The 19,989-nt window shown below is 75.6% G+C and carries 3 protein-coding genes; all 3 read right to left on the bottom strand.

Annotated features, from left to right (window positions below; genetic code table 11):
- Positions 1–9: 9 nt before the first annotated feature.
- Genes TK50_RS16235 through TK50_RS16225 form a run of 3 tightly spaced genes read right to left on the bottom strand, consistent with a single transcriptional unit; the run spans position 10 to position 19,908 of the window.
- On the bottom strand, positions 10–9,198 hold the full coding sequence (locus TK50_RS16235) for an SDR family NAD(P)-dependent oxidoreductase (RefSeq protein WP_052503807.1): 9,189 nt from the start codon (positions 9,196–9,198) through the stop codon (positions 10–12).
- Positions 9,199–9,208: 10 nt separating this feature from the next.
- The gene (locus TK50_RS32290) at positions 9,209–18,751 is read right to left on the bottom strand and encodes a type I polyketide synthase (protein WP_052503806.1); all 9,543 of its coding nucleotides are present in this window, start codon (positions 18,749–18,751) and stop codon (positions 9,209–9,211) included.
- Positions 18,748–19,908, bottom strand: a complete 1,161-nt coding sequence (locus TK50_RS16225; RefSeq protein ID WP_198956574.1) for an aromatic ring-hydroxylating oxygenase subunit alpha — start codon at positions 19,906–19,908, stop codon at positions 18,748–18,750. Before TK50_RS16225 ends, TK50_RS32290 begins: the two co-directional genes overlap by 4 nt.
- Between the last annotated feature and the right edge of the window lie 81 nt (positions 19,909–19,989).

Here is a 19,989-nt window from a genome sequence, read left to right as displayed (position 1 = left end):
GTGGGCATGTCAGTGGCCCTGCTGCTGGCCGTGGACGAGCAGGGGCCGCAGCAGCGCGCCGAGGTCCGGGGCCGGCGCGGCGGGTTGCCCGCCCGCGTCGGGTGCCGGCGGCGGCGCGTCGGGCGTGGCGGGCCCGGCCGCCTCCTGGGGCGCGGCGGGCGGCGCGCCGGCGGGGCCGGGCAGCCGGGCCGCGAGGTCGGCCATGGTGCGGGCCCGCATCACCAGGGACGGGTCGACGGTGATCCCGCCGAGCCGTTCGATGGCGTTGGTCAGGTCGACGATGACCAGCGAGTCCAGGCCCAGGTCCGGCAGGGGGCAGTCGCCCGGATCCTCGCCGAGCACGTCGACGAAGGCGTCGCGCACCAGCGTGTAGGCGAGGCCGGCCGCGGCGGCCGGCGCGGGCTCCGCGACGGGTCGCGCGGGCGGTGCCGCCGGGGCGGGCCCGGCCGGCACCGTGGCGGCCGGCGCCACCGGTGCGGCGGGTGCCGCCGTCGGCGCGGGCGGCGGCGCGCTGTCGGGCACGGCGGTGCCGGGGAATACAACTCCCCCGCCCGTGCGCAGGTGCGCGGTGAAGCCGGTCAGCGCCTCGTCGAGGGTGATCGAGTGCCCGGCGGCGACGGAGTCGTCGGCCTCCATGCCGATGCCGACCCAGTTCGGCCAGGCGTGTGCGGTCACCGTCGTGCCGTCGTCGCCGGCCTGCTCGGCCAGCGCCAACTGGTAGGCGTTGGCCAGGGCGTAGTCCACCAGCCCCCGGCCGGCGTGCGGCAGCGCGCCGGCGATCGAGGAGACCAGGGCGACGTGGCCCGCGCCCTGGGATCGGGCCAGCCGCACCACGTTGCGGGAGCCGGCGACCTTCGGCGCGGTCACCCGGGCCGCCTCCGACCAGGGCCGGCGGCGCAGCGACCCGAACGGGTTGACCCCGCCGGAGCAGTGCACCACGCCGAGCAGCCGGCCCCACCGGCGGCCGAAGGACGCGGCGGCGTCGGTCAGGGCGGCGGCGTCGGCGACGTCGCACCGCAGGTAGTCGACCTCGGCGTGCAGCCGCATCTGCGCCAGGAACGCCTCGGCACGGGGGTCGGCCGGCGACCGGCCGACGATGCCGACGTTCCGCGCGCCGCCGCGCACCAGGTGCGCGACCAGCCGCCGGCCGATCGCGCCGAGCCCACCGGTGACGAGGTGGTACCCGTCGCCGTCCAGCGGGGTGGCCGGGCCGGGTGCGGCCGGGACCTGCTCCGGGACGTACCGGATTCCCCGCCGGTAGGCGACGGCGGTGTTGACGCCGGGGCGCAGCGCGGCGAACTCGGCGGCGATCTGCCGAGCGCGGGTCTCGGCCGGGTCGCCCGCGTCGAGGTCGAGGGCCGCGACGGCGAACCGGTGCTCGGCAGCGGCGGCCCGGACGGTGAACGCCCGCGCGGCGGCCTCCGGGTCCAGCAGGGCCCGGTCGGCCTCGTCGACCGGGGCCGAGCGGTGCTCGACCCAGACCACCTTCGCCTGCGGCGGGAGGGCCGCCGTGACCTCGCGGAGCTGCTCCCAGAAGCCGCGCAGGTCCGGTTCGGTGGCGGCGGACACGGGGGCGGCGGCGACCACGACGAGGGCGCGGGCGGGCGCCCCGGGGGCGGCGATGTCGGCGCCCTGGGCGGACAGCGCGGCGGAGACGAGGCCCTCGGTGGCCCGGTCGGCGGCGACCACCCGGACGGTGACGCCGTACGCCGACCCGCCGGTGAGGGGCGCGGTGGCCCGCCACCGCGTGCACAGCGCCTCGGGCGCGGCGGCGGTGGCGGCTGCGGGCGCGTCGGGCGACGCCGACGCCGTCGCGGCGGGCTGCGGCACGGTGGGCGACGGGGCCGCCACCGTCGCCGGGGTGCTGCGGGTGTGCCAGTAGCGGCCCCGGGCGAACGGGTAGGTGGGCAGCGCGACGATGCGGGAACCCGGCGCGGACAGCGCCGCCCAGTCGATGCCGGGGTGGCCGCGCCGGGCCAAGTCGGCCAGCGCCTCGTGCCAGGCGTCCGGCGGTCCGTCCGGGGCGGCCGGCGGCACGTCGGCGGCCAGGGCGGCGTCGACGCGGGCCACCGGGAGCCGGCCGTCGGCTACGGCCCGGAGCCGCTCGGCGAGGGCCGGGCCGGTGGGGCCGGTGACCGCGCTCTGGTAGTCGAGCAAGGAGCGGCCGACGTTCGCGGTGTGGCAGAGGTCGGCGGTCCGCCGGTCGTCGTCGGAGGCGGCGAACACCTCGGCGTACGCGGCGGCGAGCTGGCGCACCGCGTCCTCGCTGGCGGCGGAGACCCGGACCAGGTGCGAGCGCGGCGGCACCGGCTCGCGCGGGGCGGCGACGGGCGGCTCCTCCAGGATCACGTGGGCGTTGACCCCACCCATCCCGAACGCCGACACCGCACCCCGCCGCGGCGAACCTGTTGTCCGGGGCCACGCGACGACCTGGTCGGCCACGTAGAACGGCGACTCCTCGAACCGGATGTGGTCGTTCGGCCGGTTGACGTGCAGCGTCGGCGGGATCTGCTCCCGCTCGAACGCCAACAACACCTTCACCACACCAGCCAACCCAGCAGCCGGCTCCAGATGACCGATGTTCGACTTCACCGAACCAATCGCACAGAACTGCGTCCGCGACGTGAACTCCCGCCACGCCCGCGTCAAACCCTCCACCTCGATCGGATCACCCAGACTCGTCCCGGTGCCGTGCGCCTCCACCAGACCGATCCCGTCCGGACCCACCCCCGCATCCCGCAACGCCGCCACGATCACCTCCCGCTGCGCGGCACTGCTCGGCACGGTCAACCCGCTCGTACGACCACCGTGGTTCACGGCCGTACCCCGGATCACCCCACGAATCCGATCCCCATCCCGCACCGCGTCCGCCAGGGGCTTGACCACCACCGTGACCACACCCTCACCCGGCACGAACCCGTCCGCCGACGCGTCGAACGCCCGCGACGCACCCGTCGGGGACAGGGCCCGCAGGTTCCGCATCGCGGTGTAGTGCAGGGGGGACATCGCGAGGCGTACGCCGGCGACGATGGCCTGGTCGCACTCGCCGCTGCGAATGCTACGCACCGCCGTGTGCAACGCCACCAACGACGACGAACACAACGTGTCGATCGTCATGCTCGGACCCGACAGATCCAGGAAGTAACTCACCCGATTGGCCAGGAAGGCGTTGTGGTTGCCGAGGCCGGCGGCGGCGTCCAGCTCCGGCGGGATGTTGTAGTCCTTGTAGTGCTGGTAGCTGGCGCCGACGAAGACGCCGGTCGAGGTGGGCGTGGACAGCGGGGCGATCCCGGCGGACTCCAGCGCCTCCCAGGCGGTGCGCAGCAGCCAGCGGACCTGCGGGTCGAGCACCTCCGCCTGCTTGGCGAAGAAGTCGAAGAACCGGGCGTCGAACTCGTCGATCTGCGCGAGGAAGCCGCCCACCGGGGTGCCGTCGGGGTCGCCGTCGGCGGGCCAGCGGAAGGCGGGTGCCGGGCCGACGCCGCTGCCCCCGCCCGCGAGCAGGGACCAGAAGCCCTCGGGGTCCGTGGCGCCGGGCAGTGCGCAGGCGACGCCGACGATCGCCATGTCGTGGGCGTCGTCGCCGGTCGCCGCGTCCGAGCCGGTGGGGGCGGCGTCGGGGGTGGACGGAGCGTCGGGGGCCGGCGGCGCAGGGGGCTCGTCGGGCAGGAGGGACGCCACCACGGCGGTGAGGGCCCGGCAGTCACGCGCCTGGAGCACGTCGACCGGGCTGAGCGTCGCCCCCAGGCGGTCCTGCACCTCGGCGGCGACCATGGTGGCCAGCATGGAGTCGATGCCGGCGGCGGCGAGCGGGCTCGTCGCGCTGACCTGCGGGTCCCGCAGCACCGCGCGGACCAGGTCGACCACCGTCTCCTCCGGCAGGCGGGGGCCGCCGTGGGGGCGGGACGGCGGTGGGCCGGCGGCGGTCCCGCCGGCCGGCGGAACCCGGTCGGGCGTGGGGGTGCCGGCCGGCGAGGTCACCCGGCCCGGGTCGGGCGCGCCCGCCGCGACGGGCCGGTACACCACGTCGTCGAGGAGGACCAGGGCCCGGCCGTCGGCGTCCAGGAGGGTGGCGCTGGCCCGCCGGCTGCCGTCGGCGTCCTGCCCGGCGAGGCGCAGGTGGACGTGTCGGGTGCCGGCCGGGTCGCCCCAGCGCACCGCCCGGCCGATCGAGACCGGCAGGTAGGTGAGCGTGGAGGCGGCCGGGTCGGCCAGGGTCAGCACCGCCATGGTCTGCAACGCCGCGTCGAGGGCGGCCACCGCCCGGACGCCCGGGTCCGCGTCGGCGAGGTCGACCTGGGTGAGTACGCCGGTGGTGCCGTACGCGACGTGGCCGACGACGCGCAGCGGAGCGCCGAAGTCGACGTGCTTGGCGGCGAACCACGCGTACAGGCCGGCGGGGTCGAGCGTGCGCGGGTAGCCGGCGCGCAGGGCGTCCAGCGCCACCGGCTCCGGGGCGGGGTCGGACGGGTCGGCCGCGCCCACGGTGAGATGGCCGACGGGCCGCCCGCCGTAGGAGAAGGTGGTCGTGTCGCCGGAGGGGTCGCTGGTGAGCCGGTGCCGGCCGGTGCCCCGCGCGGTGAACGCGAGCCGGTGCAGGACGGCGGCGCGGGCGAAGCCGCTGGCGACGAGGAACGCGGCCGGCAGCGTCTCCTCGCCGAAGACGCGGTGCGCGCCCAGCAGCCGGTCCAGGACGCGGTCGTCGGGCGCGGCGGGGCGGGGCGGGCCGGCGGGGCCCGGCTGGGCAGGGTCGGCGAGGTCGCGGAAGGGGTAGGGCGGCAGCGGCACCCGGCGCAGCCCGCTGCCGGCGTGGAGCCGCCGCCAGTCGACGTCGCGCCCGGCGACGTACAGGTGGGCCAGCGCGGCGAGCAGCGTGCCGTCGGGCGTGCGCAGCTCTGCGGCGATCCGCTCGGCGGTCAGCGGCACGTACGCGGCGAGCCGGGCGGCGAGGTCCGGGCCGCAGGGCACCGGGTCGCCGGAGAGGACGGTCGCGCCGCGCAGCACCGTCGCCGATGGGTCCGGCCCGGCGCGCAGGGCCTGGCGCAGGCCCGCGCCCAACTCGTCGGCGGTCGCGCCGAGCACGGCGATCCGGTGCGGCAGGTGACTGCGCCCGACCGACGCGGAGAAGCACAGCGCGGCGGCGTCCACCGACCGGTCCCGCCCGATCAGCCGCTCCACGTCGGCGATGCGTCGGGCGAGCAGGTGCGGGGTGTGCGCCGAGAGGACGAGCAGGTGCTCGCCGACGGGCTCGTCGGGGCCGGCGACGGCAGCGGTGCGGGGCGGGGCGTACTCCTCGACGACGACGTGGGCGTTGGTGCCGCCCATGCCGAAGGCGCTGATGCCGGCCCGGCGGGGCCCGGCGGAGCGCCACGGCCGGGGCTCGGTCGGGATGGCCAGCCGGCCGGCGGGCAGGGCGATGTGCGTGCCGAGCGTCTCGAACCCGGCCAGGGGCGGGATCTCGCCGTGCCGCAGGCAGAGCAGGACCTTCACCAGACCGGCCAGGCCGCTCGCCGGTTCGAGGTGGCCGATGTTGGCCTTGACCGAGCCGACGTGCACCGGCTCGGGCCGGTCGCCGTCGAAGACCTCGGCCAGGGCGGCGATCTCGATCGGGTCACCCAGCCGGGTCGCGGTGCCGTGGGTCTCGACCAGGGAGATGTCGGCCGGGGCGAGGCCGGCGTCGGCCAGCGCGGCCCGGATGACGGCGACCTGCGCCTCGCTGCGCGGCACCGGCAGGGCGCTGCCCCGGCCGCCGTGGTTGACCGCCGCGCCCCGGATCACCGCGTGGATCCGGTCGCCGTCGCGTTCGGCGTCGTCGAGCCGCTTGAGCATGACCGCGACCGCGCCCTCGCCGGGCACGAACCCGTCGGCCCGGTCGTCGAACGGCCGGGGGCGGGTGGGCGACAGCGCGCCGAGCTGGCTGAGGCTGCGGTAGTACCAGGGGGTCAGTCCGACGTGGCAGGCCGCGACGATGGCCGCGCCGCACTGCCCCGTGCGCAGGCTCACCACCGCCTGCTGCAGGGCGACCAGGGAGGACGAGCAGAGCGTGTCGACGGTCTGCGAGGGGCCGGTCAGGTCCAGCGCGTAGGAGATGCGGTTGGCCAGGACGGCGTTCATCGAGCCGAGGGCGGTGTGCGGCCCGACGGCGTCGAGGCCGTTGGCGTCGCGGTGGTGGGTGTAGGTGGCGCCGACGAAGACGCCGACGTCCCGCCGTCCGGCGCAGCCGCTGTCGTCGACGACGGACCAGGCGTGCTCCAGCAGCAGCTTCTGCTGCGGGTCCATCTCCTGCGCCTCGCGCACGGCGATGCCGAAGAACCTCGGGTCGAGGCGGTCGATCCCGGTGACGAACGCGCCGGTGCGGCAGTAGGTGCCGGTCATGTCGGGGCCGCGCCGCTGGAAGTGCTCGTCGATGCTCCACCGGTGGGCCGGGATCTCGGTGAAGGCGTCGCCGCCGGAGCGGAGCATCGGCCACAGGTCGGTGAGGTCGCGGGCGCCGGGCAGGTCGCCGGAGACGGCCACCACCGCGATGTCGCCGCCGCGCGGAGCGGGCCGGGCGGCCGGCGCGGGGGCGGGCGCGGACACCGGCTCGGACGTGGGGGCGGCCGGCGCGGGGGTGGTCGCCTCGGGCGTGGCGACGACCGGCGCGGGCAGCGGGGCGGCGGTCGGCGGTTCGGGGGAGGCGGGGGCCGGCTCGGGGGCGGCGGGCGGTCCGGCCGCGTAACGGGTGGCGAGCGCGGCGGCCAGCTCGGCGAAGTCGCCGTACTCGAGGAAGAGGGTCGCCGGGAGGGTGACCCGCCAGCGGCGGGACAGCTCCTCGGCCAGCTCGACGCTCATGATCGAGTTGATGCCGTAGTCGGTCAGCGGCGCCGTCCGGTCGAAGCCGTCGATGCCGAGCCGTTCGGCGAGGAACTCGGCGAGCCCGTCCTCGGTGCGCCCGGCGTCGACGTCGCCGGCCGGGGACGGGCCGGTCGCCGCGGCGGCGGGCGCGGTGGCCGGCGGGACCGGTGCCGGCGACGCGGCCGGTGTCGTGCCCGTCGCCGTCTCGGCCCGGGTGCCGGCCGGGGCGTCGGGGTGGGCGATGACGACCTGCCGGACGTCGTCGCGCAGCACGGTCATCAGGGCGTCGAGCGCCTCGACGGTGCCCAGCGGCCGGACGCCCCGACGGCGGAGCTGCTCGGCAACGGCGGTGCCCATGCCCACCTCGCCCCACAGTCCCCAGTCGACGCTGGTCCAGGGCGCACCCCGCGCGTGGGCGTACGCGTCGAGGTAGGTGTTGGCGGCGGCGTACCCGCCCTGGCCGAGGTTGCCGAACGTCCCGGAGACCGAGGCGAACAGCACGGCGAAGTCCAGGTCGGTGCCGGCGACGGCGGCGGCCAGCTCGTGCAGCCCGTCGACCTTGGGGCGCAGCACCTGCGCCACGTCCTCGGCGGTGGTGCCGCGCAGCAGGCCGTCGCGGAGGGCACCGGCGGCGTGCACGACGCCGTGCAGGTCGCCGAAGCGCTGCCGGATCTCCGCCACCACGCCTGTCAGCGCGCCGGGCGCGGCGACGTCGGCGGCGAACGAGGCGATGCGGCAGCCGTACGACTCGATCCCGGCCAGGGCGTCGGCGTCGGCTCCGGTCCCGCCGGAGCGGCTGACCAGGGCGACCAGGCCGGCACCGTCGCCGGCGAGGCGGCGGGCGACGGCGAGGCCCAGGCCGCCGTGCCCGCCGAGGATCAGGTACCGGCCGTCGCGCCGCACCGGCGGCCGGCCGCTGTCGGACGCGCGCAGCGGGACGCGGACCGGAACGTGTCGCACGCCGGCGCGGTAGCCGACCTCGACCGGACCGTCGCCGCCCAGCTCGGCCACGAGCGCGTCGGCCGAGGCGGGGTCGAGGTCGACGAGGCGGGGCCGCAGCCCGGGGTATTCGATGGCGGCGGTGCGGACCAGTCCCCACAGGGCGGCCCGCGCCGGCTCGGGGGCGTCCCCGGCGGCCACCGGCTGGGCCCGTTCGGTGGCGACGAGGAAGCGACCCGAGCGCTGCCGCTGGCCGAGGGTCTTCAGGGCGGCGAGGCAGGCGTACAGGCCGGCGGCCAGCTCGGCCTGGTCCGGCCGGGCGGGACCGGTGTTCCACAGGTGCACGACGCCCTCGACGGGCGTGCCGATCTCCTCCCAGAGCCGCTGGAACGCGGCCTCGTCGGGCTGGGGCATGACCCGCCGGTCGGCCCCGGTCGCCGGGTCCGGCGCCTCGGGCAGCACCTCGACGACGCGGGCCCCGTCGGCGCGCAGCGCCCGCACCGTGGCCGCGCCCGCGGCGTCGGGGCCGCCGTCGTGCAGCACCACCCAGGTGCCGGTCGCCGGGCGGCGGGGCGCGGGGGCTTCGGCGGGGGCCCACTCGATGCGGGTGAGCAGCCCGGGAGCCGAGGCGGACCGGTGCGCCGGCAGCCGGCGCATGCGTACCCCGGTCAGCTCGGCGACGACCTGGCCGGCGGGGTCCAGCAGCACGGCGTCCGCGACGGACCAGGCGTCCTGCACGGCGGTGCGGCGCACCCGCACGGTCACCCCGGTGGTGAGGGCGGACAGGTTCGCGTACAGGGCGAACCGCGCGACGCCGATGGGCAGCATCGGGCCGGGCGCGTCGCCGTCGGCGAGATCCTGCAGGGCGCAGCTGACCACCTGGAAGACGCCGTCGACGAGCAGGGGGTGGGAGTACCAGGGCACCGGCTGGGCCACCGTGGCGAGGCTCGCCTCGGCGGTGCCGTCGCCGACGGAGAGCCGGCGTACGGTGTGGAAGTCCGGCCCGTACGTCAGGCCGGCCTCGGCCCAGCCGCGGTAGATCCGCTCGGGCGGGACCGGCACCGGGCAGGTCACCTCCCACGCGGCCGGCGGTCGGGCGTCGGCCGGCAGCGGCCCGCCGGTGCCGGTCGAGACGGCCTTGCGGCCGTCGGGGGTGACCGCGCTCAGCTCGAAGCGGGTCCGCTCGGCGAAGGTCACGTCGAGTCGGCCGGTGACCCGCTCGTCGTCGGCGACGGTGAACGGCCGGACGAAGGCGACGTCGACGAGTTCGAGCGGGGCGAACGCCCGGCGCTGGGCGACCCCGAGCAGGGCCATCTCCAGTTGTACGGACGCGGGCAGGATGCCGAAGCCGGAGGAGCGGTGCTGGGCGATGAACGGCTCGTGCCCCGCGAAGGTCTTCTCGTAGGTCTCAACCCGGTACGTCACGTTCCCTCGCTCAGTGCTCGTAGTGACGGTCGAACAGCGGATGGCCGGCGGCCTCGTCACCTGCGGTGGGTACGGAAACCTGCGCTTCGGGGCGGCGGCGGTGCGCGGGGGCGGTCTCGTGGACGCGGGGCGCGCTCAACTCGCGGCGTTCGAAGGGGTAGGTGGGAATGGTGGTCGTGCGGTGCCCCTTACCGGCGTGCACCCCCACCCAGTCGACCTCACCCAAGCCACGGCTGTAGAACTCCGCCACCGCGGAATGCACCTGCACCTGATCCGAACGGTCCCTGCGCAACGTCGACAACCACACCAGCCTGTCGTCCGCCAACACCTGCCGGCCCAGGCCCGTCAACACCGGATGCGCACCGATCTCCCAGAACACCCCGCCGCCGGCGGCGCCCACGAGCCCCAACGCCCGGCCGAACAACACCGGCCCCCGGATTCCTGCACCCCACAACTGGCCATCGGCCACCGATTCCGCGTCATGCCACTGGCCGGTGATCGACGACGCGAACCCGATCCGCGGCGCGGACACCGCCACCCGCGACACCGCCTCCGCGAACGGCTCGACCGCACCCGTCATCGCCTCCGAATGGAACGCGTGACTCACCACCAACCGTTGACACCGCAACCCGGAATCCGCGCAGAACGCGTCCACCGCCTCGACCGGACCCGACACCGTCACACTCCGCGGCCCGTTCCACGCCGCCACCTCCAACCCCGGAAACGACCCCGACCCCACCGCCTCTTCGACGTCGCCCACACCAGCGAACACCGCCGCCATCGCCCCACCCGAACGCTGCTCCTGCATCAACGAGCCCCGCGCCACCGCCAGCCCCAACACGTCGGCCAGCCCGAACACCCCCGCCGCCCACCCAGCCGTCAACTCGCCCACCGAATGACCGACCACCAGCCCCGGCCGGATCCCCCACGACTCCAACAGCCGCACCAACCCCACCTGCACCGCCACGATCCCCACCTGCGCGAACCGTGTCTGCACCAACTCCTGACCCCGGTCACCGAACAACAAGTCCAGCAACGGCACACCCGCCGGCGACACCAGCTCCGCGCACTCGTCCAGCGCCGCCCGGAACACCGGCTCCACCCCATACAAACCCCGAGCCATCCCCGCATACTGCGAACCCTGACCCGAAAACATGAACACCGACACCGGCGCCGCATTCACCAACCGACCCACCGGCCGATCACCCACCGCCACCGCCGACAACCCCTCCACCACACCCGCGCCATCCACACCCGACACCGCCACCCGGAACCGATGCGACGCCCGACCCACATTCGCCGTGAACCCGAAATCGCCCACACCGTCACCGGCAACCCGCGACAACGCCCGCGCATAATCGGCCGCCAACCGGCGCACGCCCTCCTCACTCGACGCCGACACCCGCACCACAAACGACTCCTGCCCCGGCAGCTCCCGAGACGCGACAACCGGCGGCTCCTCCAAGATCACGTGGGCGTTGACCCCACCCATCCCGAACGCCGACACCGCACCCCGCCTCGGGGCCCCCTCCACCCGAGGCCACCCCATGAGCTGATCCGCCACAAAGAACGGCGACTCCTCGAACCGGATGTGATCGTTCGGCCGGTTGACGTGCAGCGTCGGCGGAATCTGCTCCCGCTCGAACGCCAACAACACCTTCACCACACCAGCCAACCCAGCAGCCGGCTCCAAATGACCGATGTTCGACTTCACCGAACCAATCGCACAGAACTGCGTCCGCGACGTGAACTCCCGCCACGCCCGCGTCAAACCCTCCACCTCGATCGGATCACCCAGACTCGTCCCGGTGCCGTGCGCCTCCACCAGACCGATCCCGTCCGGGCCGATGCCGGCGTCGCGCAACGCCGCCACGATCACCTCCCGCTGGGCGGCACTGCTCGGCACGGTCAACCCGCTCGTACGACCACCGTGGTTCACGGCCGTACCCCGGATCACCCCACGGATCCGATCCCCATCCCGCACCGCGTCCGCCAAGGGCTTGACCACCACCGTGACCACACCCTCACCCGGCACGAACCCGTCCGCCGACGCGTCGAACGCCCGCGACGCACCCGTCGGGGAGAACGACCGCAGCCGGGAGCCGAGCTGGAAGTACTGGGGGGACATCGCGAGGTGCACGCCGGCGACGATGGCCTGGTCGCACTCGCCGCTGCGAATGCTACGCACCGCCGTGTGCAACGCCACCAACGACGACGAACACAACGTGTCGATCGTCATGCTCGGACCCGACAGATCCAGGAAGTAACTCACCCGATTGGCCAGGATCGCGTTGTGGTTGCCGAGGCCGGCGGCGGTCTGCACGACGTCGCCGACGACCATGTCGCGGTAGTGCTGGTAGCTGGCGCCGACGAAGACGCCCGTCGGCCGCTCGGAGGCGCGGCCGGAGAGCCCGGCGTCCTCCAAGGCCCGCCAGGCGGACTGGATGAGGTGGCGCTGCTGGGGGTCGATCCACTGTGCCTCGGCGGGCGAGATCCGGAAGAACGCCGCGTCGAAGCCGGTCAGCTCGTCGACGAAGCCCGCGCGGCGCAGGTAGACGGTGCCGGGCTCGGCGTCCTCGGAGTAGTAGTCGTCGATGTCCCAGCGGGACTTGGGCACCTCGCGCAGGCAGTCCTCGCCCCTGGTGACGACCTCCCACAGCTCGTCCGGGCTGCCGGCGTTCGGGAAGACCCCGTCGAAGCCGATGATCGCCATGTCGTGCCGGTCGACCGGCCCCTCCGTCGCCGCGACCGCCGGTGCGACGGGGGCCGCGGCGACGGAGGGCGCAGCCGCGACGGGAGGGGCCGGCGCGGCCGCCGGGATGGGCGAGGGTGCCGGTGATTCGACGACCGGGGCAGCGGGGGGCGCGGCCTCGGCGTCGGGCACGGCGGTGACCCCGTACGTGTCGCGCAGCTCGGTGACGAGGTTCTCCACCGTCCCCACCTCGAGCAGCAGCGTCACCGGGATGTCGACGCCGAGCCGGGCGCGGATGTCCTGGGCCAGGGAGACGGCGAGCATCGAGTCGAGGCCCTGGGCCTCCAGCGGGCGGTCCAGTTCGAGGGACTCGACGTCGGTCTCCAGCCCCTCGGCGATCCACCTGGCCAGCGCCGGCCCGAGGGAGGCGGAGGCGGCGGAGCCGTTGGCGCGGTGGTGGCCGCTCGGCACGGCGGGGTGCGCGGGCGCGGCCGGGGCGCGGCCGTTGCCGGCGGCGGTCGTCCCGGTGGCGACGCCGTCGTGCCGGGCCCGGTCCTGCGCGCCGGCGGAGCCGGGCTGACCGGGCGGCGGGGCCGGGGAGATCCGCCGCCAGGTGATGCCCTCGGCGGTCAGCACGGGCCGGTCGCCGTCGAGCACGACCAGGCTGGCGGTGAGCAGCCCCGCGTCGGGCGCGCTGCCGCGGTCGCGGCGGGCGTAGACGCGCACGGCCGCCGGGAGCGGGGCGTGCACGGTCAGCCGCGCGATGGTGAACGGCACGTACAGGCCCTGGGCCCCGCAGGCGGCGAGGGCCACCTGGAAGGCGCCGTCGAGCAGCCGGGCGTCGACCGCTCCGGCGGGGTCGCCGTCGGCGCGCAGGGTGCCGATCGCCTGGCCGTACGCGGTGGACAGCGACCGTACGCAGCGGAAGCCGGGGCCGTAGCGCAGGCCGTTGCGGTCGAAGTCACGGTACATCTCGTCGAGGCCGACCGGGGTGAACCCGACGGCGCTCGCCGGTGGCGTGAGCGCCGGGTCGGCGGGCGTCGGCTCGGTCAGCTCCAGGTCGGCCACGACGCCGGAGGTGCCGTCGCGGAAGGTGATCCGGTCGCCGGTGCGCTCGGCGGTGAGCGTGGCCGGGGGCTGCACGGTCGCCCGGAAGGTGAGGTCCCGCAGGGCGTACGCGGCGCGGCCGACGACCTCGGCGACCTTGCCGGGGTAGCCGGAGCCGGGCAGGGTGGGGTTGCCGAGGACGACGTGTTCGGCGGCCTCGGGGTGCTCGCCCCACGTCCAGCCGTGCGGGCGCGGCGGGGCCGTCGGGCCCGCCGTGAGCTGCGCGGGCGCGGGTTCGAGCCAGAGGTGCTTCTCCTCGTGCGGCGCGGTGGGGAAGCGCACGGGGGCGCGTTCCCCGGTCGGGAGGGTGTCGCCGGCGACGAACCGGCGGGCCGCCGCGTCGAGGGCGTCGCGGTCGGTGCCCAGCGGTGCGATGGTGCCGCCCGCCGCCGCCGGGTCGACGACGCCGACGTGGAGGTTGCGGGTGCCTTCGGCGCGGGCGAGGAACAGCATGAGCTTGTCGTCGAGCTGCTCGACGGTGTCGACGACGCAGGCGAGCCGGTGGGTCGCCGCGGGGCGCTGCCGGCTGGCCACGCAGAGCCAGGCCAGCGGCGGGCAGTACGGCGAGCGCAGCAGCAGGACCAGCCGGCCGGCGAGGGTCCGCAGCCCGTCGGCGGAGTCCGCCGACAGGGTGAGCAGGCCGGGGCCGGGGCCGGCGTCGGCGGGGGCCGGGGCGGGTTGCGGCGCCGCCGCGAGCACGGCGTGGGCGTTGACGCCGCCGAAGCCGAAGCTGCTGACCCCGGCGACCCGGGGCCCCGTCCAGGGCACGAGCCGGTCGGGGACGAACAGCGGCGAGTCCTCGAAGCGGAACCCGCGGTTGGGGAAGGTGAGGTTGGCCGAGGGCGGGATGCGCTCGGCCTGCAACGCCAGGATCGTCTTGATCAGACCGGCGATGCCGGCCGCCGGTTCGAGGTGGCCGATGTTCGTCTTCACCGACCCGACGGCCACGGTGGCGCGACCGGACCCGCCGAGGGCGGCGCGCAGCGCCTCCAGCTCGATGAGGTCGCCGAGCTGGGTGCCGGTGCCGTGCGCCTCGACGTAGCCGACGCCGTCGGCGTCGACGCCGGCCCGCCGCATGGCGGTGCGGATGACCGCCTCCTGGGCGGTGCTGCTCGGCGCGGTGAGGAACCCGGCGGCGCCGGTGTGGTTGACGGCGGCGCCCCGCACGACGGCGAGGATCGGGTCGCCGTCGCGCTGGGCGTCGGCGAGCCGCTTGAGGACGAGCACGCCCGCGCCCTCGCCGCGGACGTAGCCGTCGGCGTCGTCGTCGAAGGTGCGGCAGACCCCGTTCGGGGAGAGCATGCCGTTGCGCAGGAAGGATCGGGTCTTGGTCGGGGTGAGCACCAGGTTGGCCGCGCCGACGACGGCGGCGTCGATCTCGCCGGTACGCAGGTACATGGCGGCCTGGTGCAGGGCGACCAGCGACGACGAGCAGGCCGTGTCGACGGCGAAGCTCGGCCCGGTCCAGTTGAAGGCGTGCGACAGCCGGTTGGCGACCATGGACACGGCGGTGCCGGTGGCCACGTGCGGGTCGCCGTGGCCGATGCTGCCGGCCACCAGCTCGGGGAAGTCGCTGGCGATCGTGCCGACGAAGACGCCGGTGGCGGTGCCGAGGGAGGCGGCGTCGTGGCCGCAGCTCTCCAGCGCCTCGTCGGTGACGCTGAGCAGGATGCGCTGCAGCGGGTCCAGTCGCCGGGCTTCCCGGTCGGTGAGGTGGAAGCGGGCCGCGTCGAAGTACTCGACGCGGTCGACCCAGCCGGTCGGCACCTCGTCGGCGTCGGTCCACAGGTGCGCCCAGCCCCGGTGGCCGGGCGGCGCGTCGCCGACGCTGGTGACGCCGCCGGCGAGGTTGGCCCAGAACTCGTCGGGGGTGGCCGCGCCGGGGAACCGGCAGGCCATGCCGATGACGGCGAGGGCGTCGCCGTGGTCGGCGGGGGCGTCGGCGGGCCCGGCCGTACCGGCTCCGTGGTCGGCGCGGACCGTGCCGTGGCCGGCGCGGGTGTCGCCGCGCTCGGCCGGGCCGGTCGGGTCGTCCGGGTGGGCCGGGCCGGCCGGCGGCCGCTGGCGGGCCGGTTCCGGCCGGTCGGCGGCCGGGGTACCGGCCGCGGGCTGCTCCGCCGGCTCGGTCGCGGCCTCGGCGGCGACGACGGCCTCCGCGGCGGCGACGACGGCCTGCTCGGGGGTCTTGCCGGCGCCGCTGCGCACCGTGCCGGTGCCGGTGCGGGGCCGCTCGGCCGGGGCGGCGCCGGGCTGGAGCAGTTCGGCGAGCCGCTGCGGGGTGCCGGTGGCGAAGATGGCCGGCGGGGTCACCTCGACGCCGAACTCCTCGGTGAGGGCCGCCGCCGCGATCGTGACGTTGGCCGAGTCGCCACCGAGGTCGAAGAAGTTGTCCGTGGCCAGGAAGACGTCGTGGCCGAGGACGGCGGCGAAGATCCGGGCGATGCGCTGCGCCGGCGGCTCGGTCGACTCGGCCGTCGGCTGCTCGACGGCGGCGACGGAGGGCACGCCGGTGCGGATGATCGTGTCCCGGGACGGCTCGGGCAGCCGCGACCGGGCGATCTTGCCGTTGTCGGTCAGCGGCATGGCGTCGAGGCGCACGTAGGCGTCGGGCACCATGTACTCCGGCAGGCGCTGCCCGACGAACTCGTCCAGGTCGGCCTTGACGAGGGTGCGGTCGGCGACCAGGTACGCGGTGAGCCGCGGCTCGCCGCGGCCCTCGAACGGGACGGCGATCACGGCGGCGGCGGTGACGCCGTCGTAGCCGCCGAGGACGCGTTCGATCTCGGCCGGCTCGATCCGGTTGCCCCGGACCTTCACCTGGGAGTCGGCGCGGCCCAGCCACTCGATCGTGCCGTCGGTGTGCAGCCGTACGGTGTCGCCGGTGCGGTAGAGGCGCAGGCCGGTGGCCGGGTGGGTGAGGAACACCTCGGCGGTGCGGTCGGGGCGGTTGGCGTAACCCCGGGCCAGGCCGACGCCGGAGAGGTGGAGTTCGCCGGTGCCGCCGGGGGCGACCGGGTCCAGTTCGGCGTCGAGGACGTGCAGGTCGAGGTTGGGCAGCGGCTCGCCGAGCGGCAGGTACGACCCGACGGCGTCGACCCGGTGGGCGGACGCCCAGATCGTCGCCTCGGTGGGGCCGTACAGGTTCCACAGAGCGCGGGAGGTGGCGTGCAGCCGCTCGGCGACGGCCGGCGCGAGGGCCTCGCCGCCGGACAGGACGGTGAGCCCCGCCCCGGGGGTCCAGCCGGTCTCCAGCAGCAGCCGCCACATGCTGGGGGTCGCCTGGGCGACGGTGACCTCGCCGATGAGCTCGGCCAGGCGGTGCGGGTCGCGGGCCACCGCCCGCGACGCCAGCGCGACCGTGCCGCCGACGGTCAGCGGCAGCAGCAGCTCCAGCAGGGAGATGTCGAAGGCGACGGTGGTGTGCGCGAGCATCACGTCGGCCGCGGAGGAGCCGAGTCGCTCCCCGATGCCGGTGAGGAAGTTCGCCAGCGCGGCGTGCCCGATCTCCACGCCCTTCGGCTCGCCGGTGGAGCCGCTGGTGAACAGCACGTAGGCGAGGTCCGCTCCGGTGACGGTGGGCGGCACGGCCAGCGCGGAGGCGTCCGGGCCGGGGATCGGCAGGACGGTGCCGACGGTCTCGCCGAAGGCGCGGCTGGGCGCGTCGGCCAGGATCAGGTCGCAGCGGGCGACCTCCACGTAGCGGCGCAGCCGCTCCACCGGGTAGTTGGGATCCAGCGGCAGGAACGCGGCCCCGGCGCGCAGGATGCCCAGCATCGCGGGGACGAGGTCGGGGCCGCGCTCGGTGAGCAGGCCGACGACGCTGCCGGCCTCGACGCCCTGGTCGTACAGGTGGGCGGCGACGGCGTCGGCCCAGGCGTCCAGGGTGGCGTAGTCGATGCTGCGGTCGCCGGCACGTACGGCGACGGCGTGCGGCCGGGCGGCCACGGTGGCCGCGACCAGGTCGAGCACGGTGGGGCCGGTCGGCGTCGGCTCCGCCACGGCGGCGACGGGGGTGGCGGCGTCGGACCCGGCGCTGCCGGACGCCACGTCGTCGACCGCGGCACTGCCGGACGCGGCACTGCCGGACGCGGCACTGCCGGACGCGGCACTGTCGGAGACGGCGGCCGGTTCGGGGGCCGGCGGCACCGGCGCGGCGGCGCGCGGCGTGGCCGGACTGGCGGCGCCGGGGAGCATCGCGCCGAGGGCGATGTCCTCCACCCGCTCGGCGAAGTCGAGGGCGTCGTCGGCGGTCATCGCGGTCTCGCGGACGAACACGATCGGCGGCCCGTCGTGCAGGCAGAGCAGGGCGATCTCGGTGTCCGGGTCGGTGGCGGCCTCCTCGTCGGGGTCGCGCTCCAGCACCATCACGCGGGTGAAGGTCGGGGTGTCGGAGCCGGGCGGGCGGTACGCCAGCCCGAGACGGACCTCCAGGTCGGTGGCGTACCCGTGGCGGGCGGCTGCCTCGTCGAGCCGGTCGGCGAGGGCCTCGGCGTCGGCGGCGTCGAACCGGACCGGCACGCGCGCGGCGGCGAGCCCGCAGGTCGCCTCGGCCAGCGCGCGGGCCGACGAGGGCGACCAGGCGAAGTCGAAGGTGGGTGCCTCCATGCGCTCGGCGAGCACGGCGAGGAACGCGCGGACGACACTGACGGTCTCGGCCCGGGTGCGGGGCAGGTAGGCCAGCTCGTAGCGGCCGTAGTGCGCGGCGGCGGCGGAGAAGTCGTCGGCGGGCAGCGGCGCGGGACGCAGGTCGGCCAGGCGGGCCTTCCACCAGGGCTCGTGCCGGCGCAGCGGGGCCTGCGCCCCGGCGATCGCGGCGAGCCGCTCGGGCGGCGCGGCGGGCAGCGGCCGGCCGGGGGCGATGCCGAGGCGCTGGGCGGCGGCCCGCGCGGACAGCGCGCTGCCGTCGACGGCGACGAAGTCGCTCAGCAGCAGGTCGGCGTCGGGGGCGGACAGCGTCAGGGCCGAGTCGGTGATGGCCGTGGCGACGGTCTCGGGCAGCGGGTCCTCGCGGGGGATGCGGCGGACCTGGCGGGTGAAGACCGCGCCCTGGGCGGTGACGAGGGTCGGCACGCCGAGCGGGTTGGGGAAGGTGCCGTAGTCGAGGGCCTTGGAGATGCGTTCGGCCTCGGCGGCCGTGGTGCCGGCGTGGATGAGGCCGCCGTCGGCGATGCGGTCGGACTGGAGGTAGAAGCGGCGTTCCCGGCCGCCGGTGTCGACGGGTTCGGGCAGCGTCCCCGCAGCGACGTGCGGGACCAGGTCGGCGAAGAGGGCGATGCCGACCTCGGCCGTCTCGTAGGTCAGCGACAGCGCGGTGGAGTGGGTCCGGATCGGGAACCACCGTTCGAGCAGGACGGCGCCCGCGTCGACGCGTTCGGTCATCCGGTGCCAGGTCGCGGCGTGCCGGGACGCGCCCTCGTAGAGGGCCCAGGCGGCGACGTTGCTGCCGCCGTAGCGGGGCAGCGGGCCGTCGTGGAAGTTGACGGCGGCCACCCGGGGCAGCTCCAGCACGGCGCCGGGCAGGATGCGGAAGTTGACGATGCTGAACAGGTAGTCGACGGGGGTGTCGGTGAGGGCGGCGACGAGGTCGGCGCGCGGGTCGAGCACGGGCACGCCGTGCTCGGCCGCCCAGGCGGTGGCGGCCGGGTCGTCGGTGAAGACGCCCTCGACGCGTACGCCGGCCGCGACGAGCTGGTCGGCGCAGCGGGCGAGGACCCGCGTGCCGCCGATGACGAAGCAGTTGACCACGGCGGTCATCCCTCGTTCTCGACGGAGTCAGCGGTCTCCCGGGCCACCCAGGCGTCGATCTGGGAGACGACCTCCTCGTCGAGGGAGAGCTGGCCGGGCGACCACAGCGGGTTGGACAGGCCGCGGTGGGTGCGCTCGCACAGCTCCCAGTCCTCGTAGTTGGCCTTGTCCCAGAGGGCGAAGACGGCCTCGTGCGAGAAGTCGCTCTTGGCCGTCTCGGAGGGGTGGAACAGCCAGAAGTGCCGGACGATGCAGGTGCTGGGGCTCTCGGGCCAGACCCACTGCATCATCACGTAGTCGGCGGTGAAGCCGAAGAGCAGGTTCGGCAGGATCGTGATCCAGTTGATCTTCTTGAGGTCGGCCTCCGGGACCAGCGGCATGGGCGCGCGCTGGCTGCGCCCGGTCATGGAGACCGAGTTGTAGCTGTCCCGGATGACCTGCCAGGCGCCGACGATGTCGCCCTTGAGCTCGTACGTGCCCGCGTCGTCGAAGTCGGTGATGCGGTGCAGGTCCTTGTGGGCCGTCGGGAAGTGCAGGCTCTCGTTGACGTTGTGCGCCACGAGCTTCCAGTTGGAGGCGACCGGGTAGTCCTTGGCCTGCACGCACTTGAGGTCGGCCAGCTCGTAGACCCGGGCGAACTCGCCGAACTCGCCGAGGGAGGCGTCGAGGTCGGGGGCGTCGTCGGAGAAGGTGATGAAGACGACGCCGTACCGGACCTCGGTGCGCACCGGCAGCAGGCCGTTCTTCTCCTTGTCGAAGAAGTGGTCGAAGTAGGTGCCGTTGAGGCTCTTCAGCTTGCCGTTGCGGTCGTAGACCCAGCAGTGGTAGATGCAGACGAGGCTCTGCCGCTTGCCGGCGGCCTCCTCCACGAGCCGGTAGCCGCGGTGGCGGCAGTAGTTGTGGTACGCCTGGATGCCGTCGTCGCCGTTGATGATCAGCACCGAGCCGGTGCCGATGGTCAGGGTGACGTAGGACCCCTTCTCGGGGAACCGGGAGACGTGGTCCACCGGCAGCCACCGGCGGCCGTAGATGCGTTCCATCTCCCGGCGGTACTGCTCCTCGCCGGTGTAGAACGCGTGGGACCGGCCACGGCCGCCGGTGTCGTAGTAGGCCCGCTGGTCGTCCTGTTGGCCGATGAGGTCGAACATGCTGGACGCGCGCGTCATCTGCTTGGCTCCTTGAGGATGAAGTGCACCGAACGAGGGGCGGAGGGCCGCGGCCCTCCCCCCGTCGTGCCGCGCTCGCCC

Source organism: Micromonospora haikouensis (assembly GCF_000876225.1).
Lineage (GTDB): Bacteria > Actinomycetota > Actinomycetes > Mycobacteriales > Micromonosporaceae > Micromonospora > Micromonospora haikouensis.
This window is presented reverse-complemented; position numbering and strand designations above follow the sequence as displayed.